The 14,888-nt window shown below is 66.1% G+C and carries 12 protein-coding genes; 4 read left to right on the forward strand and 8 right to left on the reverse strand.

Annotated elements, in window-relative coordinates:
• Positions 1–198: 198 nt before the first annotated feature.
• From prpD to FHR96_RS21875, 6 genes are all read right to left on the reverse strand, one after another.
• Positions 199–1,680: a 2-methylcitrate dehydratase gene (gene prpD, locus FHR96_RS21850; RefSeq protein WP_183389827.1), complete on the reverse strand. Its 1,482-nt coding sequence runs from the start codon at positions 1,678–1,680 to the stop codon at positions 199–201.
• Positions 1,681–1,774: 94 nt separating this feature from the next.
• Entirely contained in the window at positions 1,775–2,944 is a 1,170-nt protein-coding gene (gene prpF / locus FHR96_RS21855) for a 2-methylaconitate cis-trans isomerase PrpF (protein WP_183389828.1), read from the reverse strand.
• Positions 2,941–5,577 carry a Fe/S-dependent 2-methylisocitrate dehydratase AcnD gene (gene acnD / locus FHR96_RS21860; protein WP_183389829.1) on the reverse strand — a complete coding sequence of 879 codons (2,637 nt, stop codon included), beginning with the start codon at positions 5,575–5,577 and terminating at the stop codon, positions 2,941–2,943. The genes prpF and acnD overlap by 4 nt, the downstream gene beginning before the upstream one ends.
• A gap of 232 nt (positions 5,578–5,809) precedes the next feature.
• Positions 5,810–6,937, reverse strand: coding sequence for a bifunctional 2-methylcitrate synthase/citrate synthase (gene prpC / locus FHR96_RS21865; protein ID WP_183389830.1), 1,128 nt, complete (start codon positions 6,935–6,937; stop codon positions 5,810–5,812).
• Positions 6,938–7,001: 64 nt separating this feature from the next.
• Complete coding sequence (gene prpB, locus FHR96_RS21870; protein WP_183389831.1) at positions 7,002–7,892, reverse strand: methylisocitrate lyase; 891 nt, start codon at positions 7,890–7,892, stop codon at positions 7,002–7,004.
• A gap of 31 nt (positions 7,893–7,923) precedes the next feature.
• On the reverse strand, positions 7,924–8,637 hold the full coding sequence (locus FHR96_RS21875; RefSeq protein WP_183389832.1) for a GntR family transcriptional regulator: 714 nt from the start codon (positions 8,635–8,637) through the stop codon (positions 7,924–7,926).
• A 235-nt stretch (positions 8,638–8,872) separates the two neighbouring features.
• Here FHR96_RS21875 and pabB point away from each other — a divergent pair, with 235 nt between their 5' ends.
• Positions 8,873–10,240: an aminodeoxychorismate synthase component I gene (pabB, locus tag FHR96_RS21880; protein ID WP_183389833.1), complete on the forward strand. Its 1,368-nt coding sequence runs from the start codon at positions 8,873–8,875 to the stop codon at positions 10,238–10,240.
• Positions 10,241–10,429: 189 nt separating this feature from the next.
• A complete protein-coding gene (locus FHR96_RS21885) occupies positions 10,430–11,050 on the forward strand; it encodes a phosphoadenosine phosphosulfate reductase domain-containing protein (protein WP_183389834.1) in 621 nt (206 codons plus the stop codon).
• 82 nt (positions 11,051–11,132) lie between these two features.
• Here FHR96_RS21885 and cysB read toward each other — a convergent pair whose 3' ends face one another.
• A complete protein-coding gene (gene cysB / locus FHR96_RS21890) occupies positions 11,133–12,104 on the reverse strand; it encodes an HTH-type transcriptional regulator CysB (RefSeq protein ID WP_183389835.1) in 972 nt (323 codons plus the stop codon).
• A 238-nt stretch (positions 12,105–12,342) separates the two neighbouring features.
• On the opposite strand from cysB, the gene trxA reads away from it, so the two are divergent.
• Complete coding sequence (gene trxA / locus FHR96_RS21895) at positions 12,343–12,666, forward strand: thioredoxin (protein ID WP_126487061.1); 324 nt, start codon at positions 12,343–12,345, stop codon at positions 12,664–12,666.
• Between the two features lie 58 nt (positions 12,667–12,724).
• On the opposite strand, the gene FHR96_RS21900 is transcribed toward trxA, so the two are convergent.
• Positions 12,725–13,825, reverse strand: a complete 1,101-nt coding sequence (locus tag FHR96_RS21900) for an AI-2E family transporter (RefSeq protein ID WP_183389836.1) — start codon at positions 13,823–13,825, stop codon at positions 12,725–12,727.
• A gap of 171 nt (positions 13,826–13,996) precedes the next feature.
• On the opposite strand from FHR96_RS21900, the gene FHR96_RS21905 reads away from it, so the two are divergent.
• Positions 13,997–14,788, forward strand: a complete 792-nt coding sequence (locus FHR96_RS21905) for an SIMPL domain-containing protein (RefSeq protein WP_183389837.1) — start codon at positions 13,997–13,999, stop codon at positions 14,786–14,788.
• Positions 14,789–14,888: the final 100 nt, after the last annotated feature.

The following is a 14,888-nucleotide window of genomic DNA, read 5'->3' on the forward strand; positions in this document are numbered from 1 at the left end:
ACCCTCGGCAAAACAAGCACTTTTGCCACTCATCACCGCCTGCAACGTTGCCCGTCGCCGGCAGCGGATGCGTACTTTACGGATTCTCCCGGCACAGTGCAAGCCCCTCGCATCAAAAAAATATAGTCCAGGAACACGACGCTTACCAAGACTATTTATCGCTATGCCGTTTCAGCATCTCTCCTGCCGCGACAGGGGCTAGGTCACCATATCGAGAAAGCGATTGACGGGCATCGCCTCCAGCCGTGGCCGGTCCCGGCACAGCTCGAGGATCCGTGCACAGCGCGCGGGCGGGAATCGCGTGGCCAAGTGGCGGCGAAACTTCGCTTCGAGCAGCGGGATTCCCTCGCTCCGCCGGCGCCGATGGCCGAGCGGATACTCGACCTCGATCCTCTCGGTGGCGCTGCCATCGGTGAAAATCACCTGAACGGCATTGGCGATGGCACGCTTGTCCGGATCGAGATAGTCACGCGAATAGCGTGGCTCCTCGATCACCTCCATCTTTCCGCGCAGCGCGTCGATGACAGGATGGGCGGCGTGAAAATCGTCCTCGTAATGCTCGGCGGTCAGATCGCCGAAGGCCAGGGGCACGGCGGTCATGTATTGAAGGCAGTGGTCGCGATCGGCCGGATTGGCCAATGCGCCTTCCTTGGAGATGATGCGGATCGCCGACTCATGGGTGGTGATCACGATGCGCTCGATCTCACCAAGGCGATCCTTGACCTGAGGGTGAAGCGCCACCGCCGCCTCGCAAGCGGTCTGGGCGTGAAACTCCGCGGGAAAGGCGACCTTGAACAGGACGTTCTCCATCACGTAGCTGCCGAACTCACGCTGGAAGCGGAAGCGCCGCTCGCTCTCGGGCTTGATGGCCAGATCACGATTGGTGTGGCTGTACGAGACGTCATAGAACCCCCATTGGGGAGAGCTGAGCACGCCGGGTATGCCCATCTCGCCGCGCATGGCGATATCCGCCAGGCGCACGCCGCGAGAGGTCGCATCCCCGGCGGCCCAGCTCTTGCGCGAGCCGGCATTGGGGGCATGGCGGTAGGTACGCAGGCTCTGGCCATCGGCGAAGGCATGGGACAGGGCAGAGAGCAGCTGCTCGCGATCGGCGCCCATCAGCCTGGCAGCCACGGCGGTGGAGGCGACCTTGACCAGCACCACGTGATCGAGGCCGACCCGATTGAAGGCGTTCTCGAGCGCCAGCACGCCCTGGATCTCGTGGGCCTGGATCATCGCCTCGAGCACGTCGCGCATGGTCAGCGGCACCTCGCCTCGCGCCAGGCGCACCTGGGAGAGGTGATCGGCCACTGCCAGGATGGCCCCGAGGTTGTCGGAGGGATGCCCCCACTCGGCGGCCAGCCAGGTGTCGTTGTAGTCGAGCCAGCGCACCAGGGCACCGATGTCCCAGGCTGCCTTGACCGGATCGAGACGGAAGGCGGTGCCCGGCACCCTTGCACCATGAGGAACCTGGGTTCCCTCCACCAGCGGCCCGAGATGCTTGGTGCATTCGGGAAAGCGCAGCGCCAGCAGGCCGCAGCCCAGGCTATCCATCAGGCAATAGCGGGCGGTGTCGAATGCCTCGTCGCTGTCGAGGCGCTGCTCGAGCACATAGTCGGCAACCCGCTGCAGCTCGTCGTCGTAGTCCGGCCGGATATTGGCTTCCACGGTAGCGCTCATGCTGCTCTCCTGTCGCGACGTCGGATGGCCTCTCCTCACTATATAGGAACGCGTCCCGGGGAGGTCCGGGGCGCGCGAGTCGGGCACTGCGGGGTCAGAAACTGTCCTTGGGCACGCGCACCCAGCCCTCCATCAGTACCCGGGCGCTGCGGCTCATGGTGGCCTTGAGAGCGGTCCAACCGCAGCCGCTGTTGCTGGCCTCGGCGCCGACCCGCAGGGTCCCGGAGGGATGGCCAAAGCACACCGAAGTGCGCTCGCCGCCGCCGGCGGCGAGATTCACCAGGGTGCCCGGTACCGCCGCCGCACTGGCGATGGCTACCGCGGCGGTCCCCATCATGGCGTGATGCAGCTTGCCCATGGACATCGCTCGCACCAGCAGGTCAATCTCATCGGCGGCCACGGTCTTGCCGCTGGAGGCGACATAGTCGGACGGCGGTGCCACGAAAGCCACCTTGGGCGTGTGCTGCCGCTGGGCCGCCTCCTCGGGCCGGGTGATCAGCCCCATGCGCAGCGCACCCTGGGTGCGGATCGCCTCCAGACGCACCAGCGCTTCGGGATCGCCGTTGATCGTTTCCTGCTTCTCGGTGCCGATGTAGCCAAGGGCTTCGGCCTCGACGAACACCGTGGGGATGCCGGCATCGATCAGCGTCGCCCGCAGCGTACCGACGCCGGGCACCTCGAGCTCGTCGACCACGCTACCGGTGGGGAACATGGCGCCCTCTCCGTCCGCGGGATCCATGAAGTCCACCGCCACCTCGGCGGCCGGGAAGGTGACGCCGTCGAGCGCGAAGTCGCCGGTCTCCTGGACCTCGCCGTCACGCATCGGCACATGGCCGACGATGGTCTTGCCGATGTTGGCCTGCCAGATGCGCACCTCGGCGATGCCATCTCGCGGCAGGCGCTCCGGGTCGACCAGGCCGCTGGCAATGGCAAAAGGCCCGACTGCCGCAGAGAGGTTGCCGCAGTTGCCGCTCCAGTCGACGAACGGCGTGTCGATGGACACCTGGCCGAACAGATAGTCGACGTCGTGGCCGGGGCGTTCGCTCTTCGACAGGATCACCGTCTTGCTGGTGCTCGAGGTCGCCCCGCCCATGCCGTCGATCTGCTTCTGGTAAGGATCGGGGCTGCCGATCACGCGCAGCAGCAGCGCATCGCGGGCTGGCCCGGGCACGCGGGCGGCCTCGGGCAGATCATCGAGGCGGAAGAACACGCCCTTGCTGGTACCGCCACGCATATAGGTCGCGGGAATACGAATCTGGGTCATGCGCCGGTCGCCTCCTCGCGTTCCTTGCCTTCCAGGAAGTCCTCGGCGAAGCGCTGCAGCACACCCCCCGCCTTGTAGATGGAGACCTCCTCGGCGGTATCCAGCCGGCAGATCACCGGCACGCGCTCACCCTCACTCGTGCTCGCGCCAGCGGAGCGGTGAATCACCAGCGTCAGCGTCGCGCCCGGCGCCGGCGCGCCCTCCACGTCGTAGGTCTCGGTGCCATCGAGCGCCAGCGTATGTCGGGTCGTACCGGGCTCGAACTGGAGCGGCATCACACCCATGCCGATCAGGTTGGTGCGGTGGATGCGCTCGAAGCCCTCGGCGACGATCGCCTCCACCCCGGCGAGCGCCACGCCCTTGGCCGCCCAGTCCCGCGACGACCCCTGGCCATAGTCGGCCCCGGCGATGATGATCAGCGGCTGGCGACGCGCCATATAAGTCTCGATGGCCTCCCACATGCGGGTGACCTGCCCTTCCGGCTCGATCCGCGCCAGCGAGCCCTGGATCACCTCGCCGGCTTCGTCGCGCACCATCTCGTTGAACAGCTTGGGATTGGCCAGGGTCGCGCGCTGGGCGGTCAGGTGGTCGCCTCGATGGGTGGCGTAGGAGTTGAAGTCCTCTTCCGGCAGGCCCATCTTCGCCAGGTACTCGCCGGCGGCGCTGTCGGCCATGATGGCGTTGGACGGCGACAGATGATCGGTGGTGATGTTGTCCGGCAGGATCGCCAGCGGCCGCATGCCCCTGAGTTGGCGCTCGCCGGCCATGGTGCCCTCCCAGTAAGGCGGCCGGCGAATATAGGTACTCTGCGCTCGCCAGTCGTAGAGCGGGCTCTCGGCGGGTTCCACGGCGTCGAGATCGAACATCGGGATATAGACCTCCCGGAACTGCTCCGGCTTGACGTACTCGCCGACGATGGCGTCGATCTCCTCGTCCGTGGGCCACAGGTCCTTGAGGGTGATCGGCTTGCCGTCGGGATCAAAGCCCAGCGCGTCCTGCTCGATGTCGAAGCGCACAGTGCCGGCGATGGCGTAGGCCACCACCAGCGGCGGCGAAGCCAGGAAGGCCTGCTTGGCATAGGGGTGGATGCGACCATCGAAGTTGCGATTGCCGGACAGCACCGCCGTGCTGTAGAGGTCGCGATCGATGATCTCCTGCTGGATCTTCGGGTCCAGGGCGCCGGACATGCCATTGCAGGTGGTGCATGCGTAGGCGACGATGCCGAAGCCGAGCTTCTCCAACTCCGGCAGCAGGCCGGCCTCCTCCAGGTAGAGGCGCGCGACCTTCGATCCCGGCGCGAAGGAGGACTTCACCCAAGGCTTGCGGATGAGGCCCAGCGCGTTGGCCTTCCTGGCCAGCAGGCCGGCGGCCACCACGTTGCGCGGATTGGAGGTGTTGGTGCAGCTGGTGATGGCGGCGATGATCACCGCGCCATCGGGCATCCGCCCCTCGCTCTCCTCTACCAGCGCCTTGTCATGATCGATAGCGATGCCGCGCTCGTGCAGTGCGCGGGTCGGCAGCCGACGATGGGGGTTGGACGGCCCGGCCAGGTTGCGCTCCACGGTGGAGAGATCGAACTCCAGCACCCGGGCGTACTCGGCGCCGGACAGGTCATCGGCCCACAGACCGACGGTCTTGGCGTACTGCTCGACCAACGCCACCTGCTCCGGCTCGCGGCCGGTCAGCCGGAGGTAGTCGAGGGTCTGGTCGTCGATGTAGAACATCCCCGCCGAGGCCCCGTATTCCGGCGTCATGTTGGAGATGGTCGCGCGGTCGCCGATGGTCAGGCTTGCCGCGCCCTCGCCGAAGAACTCCAGGTAGGCGCCCACCACCCGCTCCTGGCGCAGGAACTCGGTGATCGCCAGCACGATATCGGTGGCGGTGATGCCGGGCTTGCGCTTGCCGGTCAGCCGGACGCCGACGATGTCGGGCAGACGCATCATGGAGGGGCGGCCCAGCATCACGGTCTCGGCCTCGAGGCCGCCGACGCCGATGGCGATCACCCCCAGGCTGTCGATATGCGGAGTGTGGCTGTCGGTGCCCACGCAGGTATCGGGAAATGCCACACCGTCGCGGGCCTGCACCACCGGCGACATCTTCTCCAGGTTGATCTGGTGCATGATGCCGTTGCCGGCGGGAATCACGTCGACGTTCTCAAAGGCGGTGCGCGTCCAGTCGATGAAGTGGAAACGGTCCTCGTTGCGACGATCCTCCACCGCCCGGTTCTGCTCGAAGGCGTCCTGCTCGAAGCCGGCGTGCTCCACGGCCAGGGAGTGGTCGACGATCAGTTGAGTCGGCACCACCGGATTGACCTTGGCCGGGTCGCCGCCGCGCTCGGCGATGGCATCGCGCAGGCCGGCCAGGTCGACGAGTGCCGTCTGGCCGAGGATGTCATGACAGACCACCCGGGCCGGATACCAGGGGAAGTCCAGGTCGCGCTTGCCGTCGATGATCTGCTCGAGGGCGGCGTCGCGCAGGCCCGGCTCACAGCGGCGCACCAGCTGCTCGGCCAGCACCCGGGCGGTGTAGGTCAGGGTGTCGTAGGCGCCGGGGCGAATCGCCTCGACCGCCTCGCGGGTATCGAAGTAGTCCAGCCCGGTGCCGGGCAGGGGCTTGCGGTAATCGGTATTCATGGCATCTGGCATCCGTGGGCTGGAGAAAAGCGTATCTAGCAAGCATCTCAGTGGGGGCCCGGGGAAGTCTCCCCGGGGATCGTCACTTCGGGGGCTTTGCCTGAAAACTCGGCGAGCGAAGGCCAGACAAGGCAAAAATCGGCGAGAAGACGGAGTTTACGAGCTTGTAAATGAGGCCTTTGAGCCGATTTTTAACGCCGTATGGGCGAGCGCAGCCAGTTTTCAGGAAAGTCTAAGAGCGCTCTTCCAGCGGCACCCACTCGCTGTGCTCCGGCCCGGTGTAGTCGGCGCTCGGGCGGATGATGCGGTTGTTCTCGCGCTGCTCGAAGACGTGGGCACACCAGCCGGTGACCCGTGAGCAGACGAAGATCGGGGTGAACAGCTTGGTGGGAATGTCCATGAAGTGATAGGCGCTGGCGTGGAAGAAGTCGGCGTTGCAGAACAGCTTCTTCTCTCGCCACATCACCGCCTCGACGCGCTCGGAGACCGGATAGAGCACGCTGTCGCCCACGTCCTCGGACAGCCGCTGCGACCACTTCTTGATGATGGCGTTGCGCGGGTCGGACTCGCGGTAGATGGCATGCCCGAAGCCCATGATCTTGTCTTTCCGCTCGAGCATGCCGAGGATCTCGCGCTCGGCCTCCTCGGGGGACTGCCAGTTCTCGATCATCGCCATGGCCGCCTCGTTGGCGCCGCCGTGCAGCGGACCGCGCAGCGAGCCGATGGCGCCGGTCACGCAGGAATGCATGTCGGAGAGGGTCGAGGCGCAGACCCGGGCGGTGAAGGTCGAGGCGTTGAACTCGTGCTCGGCGTAGAGGATCAGCGAGACGTTCATCACCCGGGCATGGAGTTCGGAGGCCGGCGCGCCGCGCAGCAGGTGCAGGAAGTGGCCGCCCACCGAGTCGTCATCGGTCTCGGTGTCGATGCGTACGCCGTCGTGGCTGTAGCGATACCAGTAGCAGATGATCGAGGGCAGCGCCGCCAGCAGTCGGTCGGAGACGTCCTGTTGCTGATCGAAGCTCTCCTCGGTCTCGAGGTTGCCGAGCATCGAGGCGCCGGTGCGCATCACGTCCATGGGGTGGGCATCCGCCGGGATCTGCTCGAGCACGGTCTTCAGCGCCGGCGGCAGGCCGCGCAGGCCCTTGAGCTTGGTGACGTAGGCGTCGAGCTCGGCCCGGTTCGGCAGCTTGCCCTTGAGCAGCAGATAGGCCACCTCCTCGAAGCGCGCCTTGTCGGCCAGCTCGGCGATGTCGAAGCCACGATAGGTCAGGCCGGCACCGCTCTTGCCGACGGTGCACAGGGCGGTGGAGCCGGCACTCTGGCCGCGCAGGCCGGCGCCGCCGATGGGTTTGTCTGCCATGATGTCTCTCCTTAATACGTGGGCTTGGCGTGGTGTTGTTGTTGGAATGCAGTTCGGGACGCGCTCAGGCGTCCTCGCCCTTGTCGGCAAAGAGCGCATCGAGCTTGCGCTCGAAGTCGTGATAGTTGAGGAAGTCGTAGAGCTCCTCGCGGGTCTGCATCAGCTCGACCACGTCGCGCTGGTGACCCTGGTCATGAATGCTCTGATAGACCTTGAGCGCCGCGGCGTTCATGGCACGGAAAGCGGACAGCGGATAGAGCACCATGCGGCAGCCGACCTCGGCGAGCTCCTGCTGGGTGAACAGCGGGGTGGCGCCGAACTCGGTGATGTTGGCAAGTATCGGCGCGTCGAGGCGCTCGCAGAAGGCGCGGTAGTCGTCCAGGGTATGCACGGCCTCGGCGAAGATGGCGTCGGCACCGGCCTCCAGGCAGGCGTTGGCACGCTCGATGGCGGCCTCCAGCCCTTCCTTCTGGAAGGCGTCGGTGCGGGCGATCAGATAGAAGTCCGGATCGAGGCGCGCGTCGGCGGCGGCCTTGATGCGGTCGACCATCTCCTGCTGGGAGACGATCGCCTTGTTGGGTCGATGCCCGCAGCGCTTCTGGGCCACCTGGTCCTCCAGGTGCACGGCGGCCACACCGGCACGCTGCATCTCCTTCACCGTACGCGCGATGTTGAAGGCGCCACCCCAACCGGTGTCGATGTCGACCAGCAGCGGCAGGTCGGTGGCGCCGCAGATGCGGTGGGCATCCTCGACCACGTCGTTCATGGTGGTCATGCCCAGATCCGGCAGGCCGAAGGAGGCGTTGGCCACGCCGCCGCCGGACAGGTAGATCGCCGGATGGCCGACGCGCTCCGCCATCATCGCGGTGTAGGCATTGATGGTGCCGACGATCGGCAGCGCCCGGTGGGCCTCGAGGGCGGCGCGAAAGCGAGCGCCGGGAGTCGCTTGAGTCATGGAATTCTCCGGTCTGTGTCGACGGGGCCCGTCAAGGGGTCGCCGTCTGTTCCTGATCGAGGACGGCCGCATAGCGCTCGACGACGTTCTCTCGCGAGGCACTGACGTGACGCCGCATCAGCAGTTCGGCGAGCTCGGCATCACCGGCCTCGATGGCATCGACGATGCGATGGTGCTCGACGAAGGCCCGCTGGGGACGCGAGCCGCTGGCACTGAACTGGGTGCGATACAGCCGCACCAGGTAGTAGAGGTCATCGCACAGCATGCCCATCAGCATCTTGTTGTGGCTGCCCTGGACGATGCGGTAGTGGAAGTCCAGATCGCCCTCGCGCTGGTAGTAGGCCTCGCCGCGGCTCAGGTCGCTCTGCCGCTCGTGGAGCGCCAGCACCTCGCGCAACCCGGTGATCTCCTCGGCGGTCATGTGCTCGGCGGCAATCCGCGCCGCCATGCTCTCCAGGGCCTCGCGGACGTCGAACAGCTCGAGCAGTTCCTTGATCGACAGCTTCACCACCCGCGCGCCCACGTGGGGCACCCGCTCGATCAGTCGGTGTGCCTCGAGACGCCGCATCGCCTCGCGCAGCGGCCCTCGAGAAATGCCGTAGGTGCGTGACAGGCCGGGCTCGGTGATCTTGCTGCCGGGCGCCAGCTCGCCGCGCACGATGGCGTCCTGCAACTGCTGGAAGACCCGCTCCGCCAGGGTGCGGACCTCGGGGACGGTAGCCGATGGGGTCAGGGCGTTGGTCATGGATATTGTCGACAATTAAGTGGTGTAAGCACTGTAGCCAGTGCCGCTCATGGGGTCAATACGCACCATGATCGCATTTCTCCCCCTTTGGTTGTAAACAACCAAGCGATCGGTAGGCCGAACGCTTCCGCTATTCCGGCTGCGTTGACGCGGCGTCGTCGTCAGGCGTCGAGGCGACGGGACAAAGCCCGCCATGAGGCCTAGAATGTGCCGCCTGTTGAGGGAAACGCTATCGATGACATCACCACTCGAGATCACCCCCCTGCCCTATCGGGACTCTCCCCTGGCCCTTTTTGCCGCCCTGCGCCGACGCCCGGACGCCGTGTTGCTCGACAGCGGCCGGCCGGCCGCCCCGGGCGGTCGCTACGATATCCTCTCCAGTGATCCACTGAGCGTGCTGGAAATCGACGCCGCGGGCCACTGTCACGGCGATGATGCCCTGCCCGCAGATATCCCTCCCTTCGCCGCCCAGCGAGTGCTGCTCGAACGCCTGCCGCGCGACGTGCCCGACAGCGACCTGCCCTTCCTTGGCGGTCTGATTGGCTACTGGAGCTACGACCTGGGCCGCTGCCTGGAGCCGATCCCCGGCCGGGCGAGGCCCGCGGCAGGCCTGCCGGCGGCCCGGGTCGGCCTCTATGACTGGGCGCTGATCCTGGATCATGAGCGCCGGGAAGCCTGGCTGGTCGCCAGCCCGGAGCGTCGCGCCCAGGTGCTGGGCTGGTTGGAGGCCTCCAATGACGAAGACGATGGAGACACCGACGAGGACTTCCGCCTGACCGACGACTTCGCGGCGGAGATGAGCCGTGACGATTACCTGGCGCGCTTCGACGCCGTACAGCGCTATATCCGTGCCGGCGACTGCTACCAGATCAACCTGGCCCAGCGCTTCAGCGCCCACTACGAAGGCGATCTATGGACGGCCTATCGCCGCCTGCGCCGTGCCACGCCCACGCCCTTCTCGGGCTTTCTCGCCTGGGGCGATCAGGCGATCCTGTCGATGTCGCCGGAGCGCTTCCTGCACTGCGCCGATGGCCGGGTCGAGACCCGACCGATCAAGGGCACCCGCCCACGCGGCGCCACCTCGGAGGAAGACCGCCGGCTGGCCGAGGAACTCACCGCCAGCGTCAAGGACCGTGCCGAAAACGTGATGATCGTCGACCTGCTGCGCAACGACCTCGGCCGGGTGTGCCGACCGGGTACGGTGCGGGTACCGCAGCTGTGTGGTCTTGAGAGCTACGCCAACGTCCATCACCTGGTCAGCGTGGTGACCGGCGAGCTGGCCGACGAGCGCTCGCCCCTGGAACTGCTGGCCGCCGCCTTTCCCGGCGGCTCGATCACCGGCGCGCCCAAGGTGCGCGCCATGCAGATCATCGACGAACTCGAACCCTCGGCGCGCAGCGCCTACTGCGGCAGCCTCGGCTATGTCGACGTACGCGGTCACATGGATACCTCCATTGCCATTCGCACCGCCGTGGCCGACCGCGGCCGGCTGCACCTGTGGGGCGGCGGCGGCCTGGTGGCGGATTCCGAGGGCGAGGCAGAATACACCGAGACCCTGGACAAGATCCGCCACCTGATGGCGGCGCTGAGCGACCCGCACTAGGAAGGCGAACGCCCCGCTGATGCGAGGCACCGGCAAGGGACCGACCTGGCCAATAAGCCTCCCAGGAATAAAAAGGACCACCTTTTAATCCTTAGCGGAATAAACATCCAATCAATCGGTATTGGGGCCGCTCATGGCGGCTCTGCTAGGGTAGCCTCATCGAGAACACCATCTTTCTGGGAGGCGCTCATGGAGCCGCAACTCGACGTCATCAATCGCGACCTGGGCCAGGACCCTGAAGCCCTCGTTCGCTGGGCACTGGAACAGGGCAGCCGGCCGATCGTGACCACCAACTTCCGCCCCTTCGAGGCGGTGATCCTGCACATGGTCAGCCAGGTGCGCCCGGACATTCCGGTGGTGTGGATGGATCACGGCTACAACACAGAGGCTACCTACCGCTTCGCCGATGCCGTGGTGAAGCAGCTCGGTCTCCACCTGGTCAGCTACATCCCGCGCCGCACCCGAGCCCACCGCGAGGCCATCGAGGGCCCCATGCCGGGTATCGACGATCCGCGCCATGCGGCCTTCACCGAAGAGGTCAAGCTCGAGCCGTTCAATCGCGCCCTGAGCGAGATGGCGCCGGATGTCTGGTTCACCGCGCTGCGCGCCGAGGACACCCCGGAGCGCGCCAAGATGGACCCGGTCAGCCTGAACGCCGACGGCCTGCTGAAGGTCGCGCCGCTGCTGCACTGGAGCGCCCGCGACATGTACCAGTACCTGCAGGCCCACGGGCTGCCCAACGAGTTCGACTACTTCGACCCCACCAAGGTGGAAGAGAAGCGCGAGTGCGGCCTGCACCTGCAGCACTGAGTCGACCCTGCCCCTGAACGCCAGCGCCCGTCCATCCGGACGGGCGCTGGCGTTGTGATGGGGGTAATGGCGCGAAAAACGATCAGCGCATCGGCAGCTCGATGTCCTCGAACAGCACCTGCTCGTGTCGCGGCCCGGCGGCCAGGGCGGCATCCACCAGGTCGCGCTCCAGGTGGCCGGCGAAGCCCTGCAGGAAGTCGTACATGAAGCTGCGCATGAAGGTGCCTCGCCGGATGGCGATCTTGGTGGTGGAACTCTCGAACAGATGCCCGGCGTCGAGTGCCACCAGGTCGGTATCCAGCTCCGGGTCCACCGCCATGTGGGCGACGATTCCCACGCCCATGCCGAGGCGCACGTAGGTCTTGATGACGTCGGCATCGGCGGCCGTCAGCACCACGTTGGGCGTAAGCCCCTTGCCGCGGAAGGCATCGTCGAGCTGCGAGCGGCCGGTGAAGCCGAACACATAGGTCACCAGCGGATACTCGGCCAGGGCCTCCAGCGTCAACGACTCCAGTGCCGCCAGGGGATGCCCCTGGGGCACCAGCACGCAGCGGTTCCAGCGGTAGCAGGGCAGCAGCACCAGGTCGTTGAACAGCTCCAGGGACTCGGTGCAGATGGCGAAATCCGCCTGGCCTTCGCTGACCATCTGGGCGATCTGCTTGGGCGTGCCCTGCTGCATGTGCAGGGCGACATCGGGATACTTGCGGGTAAACTCGCGAATCACCGGCGGCAGCGCGTAGCGCGCCTGGGTATGAGTGGTGGCGATGGACAGGCTGCCGCGGCGCTCGTCGCTATGCTCCTGGGCAACATGCTTGATATTCTCGGTGAGGCGCAGCACCTGGCCGGCCAGGTCGATGATCGCCTGGCCGGCCGGCGTCACACGAGTCAAGTGCTTGCCGCTGCGGGCGAAGATCTCCACCCCCAGTTCGTCTTCGAGCAGGCGAATCTGCTTGGAGATACCCGGCTGGGACGTGTAAAGACTCTGGGCGGTAGCCGAGACATTGAGGTTGTGTCGCGAGACTTCCCAGATATACCTCAACTGCTGGAGCTTCATGCTCGCCCCTCCCTGCCGGCTGCCGCACTGTCAAAAGACCATTGTGAAATAAGAATATCATCCATAATTACTTTATAGCATAGCAACTCAGGCGACACACTCCCCCACGGGAGACGGCATTCCACGGCACGGGATTTGCCAGCATCCTAACCGACCGCTAACATCGAGCGACCAAGCATGCATGACGGCATGTACGACCATCCGCGCAAGATGCGCACCGCAGTAACTGGAGAATCCCATGGCCAACAACGTCGATGTCACCAATGCCAACTTCGAGCAGGAAGTCCTCAACGCCGATACGCCGGTGCTGCTGAAGTTCTGGGCCCCCTGGTGCGGCCCCTGCAAGGTCATGGCACCGGTGGTCGACGAGGTCGCCGAGGAACGCGAAGGCAACCTCAAGATCGTCAGCATCAACGTGGATGACGCCCCGGAAATCGCCGCCGAGCAGGGCGTGCGTGGCGTCCCGACCGTGATGCTGTTCAAGTCAGGCGCCAAGGTCGCCTCTCTGGTCGGCGCCCAGTCCAAGTCACAGCTGACGCAGTTCATCGATCAGAACGCCTGATCGACGGCCGACGACTCCGCGGCGCCCCGGTGATTCACCGGGGCGTCGTCGTTTGGGATCAGTCGACCTCCTCCCCGCGACGCTCGGAAGGCGGCTGGTCGGCGGTCGCGATAGGCGCCGTGCCCGGACCCAGCAGATGGGCGATCCAGCGAGTCTGTGGATGGCTATCGAGGGCGATCTTCAGCGTCATGGTCAACACCACCGACAGCAGCATGCCCACGACCCCGAAGATCCAGCCCCACACCACCAGCGACAGGAAGGCGACGCAGGTGGAGAGCCCCAGGGCCTTCCCCATGACCCGCGGCTCGATCAGGTTACCGAGCACGAAGTTCACGCCCAGGTAGGCACCGCTGAGCGCCACGGCCTTGAACAGCCCACCGTCCGGGGACACCAGCAGCAGCAGTACCGGCGGCACCGCGGCGATGGCCGAGCCGATGTTGGGAATATAGTTGAGGGCGAAGGCCAGCACCGCCCATAGCAGCGGGAACTCGACGCCGATCAGCTTGCAGGCCAGCCAGATCAGCGCCCCGGTGGCGAGGCTGATCACCGTCTTCACCGCCAGGTAACGCTTCAGCGTGAGGCTGAACTCGCGGAAGCGACGCAGGCTGGGCGCCGGGTTCGCCAATGCCCGGGACAGCTTGTCGCGAAAGTTCAGCGTCTCGAACAGCAGGAACATCACCAACAGGGCCACCACCACGCTCTGCATCATCAGGTTACCGACCTGACCCAGCAGTGCCGGGATCCAGTTACCGAACTGCTCGGCATCCAGCAGCTCGGCCAGGCGATTGGTATCGATGGCCAGCCCCAGGCTGGAGAGACGATCGAGCAGTCCCAGATAATACTGGTAGAGCTTCTCCTCGATGCCCGGCAGGGCATCGATGAAGGTACCGAAGCTGTTGACCAGCAATAGTCCCAACAGCGATAGCAATCCCCCGATCACCACCAGGGTCAGCCACACCGATAGTCGCAATCCCACCCCCAGGCGATGCAGCCAATGCACCGGCGAGGTACAGACTACGGCGATGAACAGCGACAGCAGCAGCGGCACCAGCAGGCTGGAACCGACCCGCATCCCGGCGACGATGACCACCAGGGCAGCCAGCGCCAGCGTCAGGTTGAGGGGGATGCTGCTCTGGTTATCGTCCTCGGGTCGTGCCATGACGCCCACTCCACCGATACAGGGACCGTCATCATGAAGGCTGCCGGCGCCGGGTACAACGCGCCGGGCGGGTGATAAGCGTGCAAGCTTGGTGCAAGCTGTCGACACGAGGGAACCCTGCCGGCGAGCAGCGCTCCAAGCGGGCGTATCCATCGCGAAAAGGAAAGCGCCATGACCCTCGATCGACTTCGCCCCCGGCTGCCCGGCAGCCTGCTCGCCGTGATGCTCGCCACCCTGCCGCTGGCCGCCGTCGCCGACGGTACTCCCACGCCGAACCGCCTGGACGTGCAGGCCCGGGCCGAGCTTGACGTGGTGCCGGACCAGGCCACGCTCAGCGCCCGCCTGTGGGAACTCACCCCGGCCATCGCCCAGCGCGACGCCAGCGGCGGCGATGCCGAGGCTCTGGCCGAGGCCCGCGGTCGCCTGGAGGAGCGGGCCGCCACCCTGATCCAGGCCATGGAATCGGCTGGCCTCGAGCGCGATGCCATTCGAGCCGGCTCGCTACGGGTCCAGCCGGAGGTCCTGCACGATCGGAGCCGCAATGATGACGAGCCGACCCCGCTGGTACGGACTCGTCTCGAGCGCCCCTTCGACATAGAGCTCACCGACCTCGATCGCCTGCCGACGGTGCTCGATGCGCTGACCGAGGCCGGCGTCGACGCCCTGGACGGCGTCACCTACGACCTCGCCGACCGCGACGCGGCAAGCGACGAAGCCCTGAGCCAGGCCCTGCAACGCGCGAAGCACAAGGCAGAGCTGATGGCCGAGAACCTGAACGTCGAACTGGGTGACGTGCTGTCGGTCAGCGAGAATCAGGCGCCGGTCTTCCAGCCGCGGATGATGGCAATGAGCGCCGACGCCAAGGAGAGCGGCGGCGCTACCGAGTACCGCCCCGGCACCCTCTCCATCGACGCCGCGGTCAGCGTCGGCTGGGAGATCGAGGGGCCAAAGGGTGAGGAGTAAGGTGTAAAGCTGGAAGCTGGAAGCTGGAAGCTGGAAGCTGGAAGCTGGAAGCTGGAAGCTGGAAGCTGGAAGCTGGAAGCTGGAAGCTGGAAGCTGGAAG

This window comes from Halomonas organivorans (assembly GCF_014192055.1).
GTDB lineage: Bacteria > Pseudomonadota > Gammaproteobacteria > Pseudomonadales > Halomonadaceae > Halomonas > Halomonas organivorans.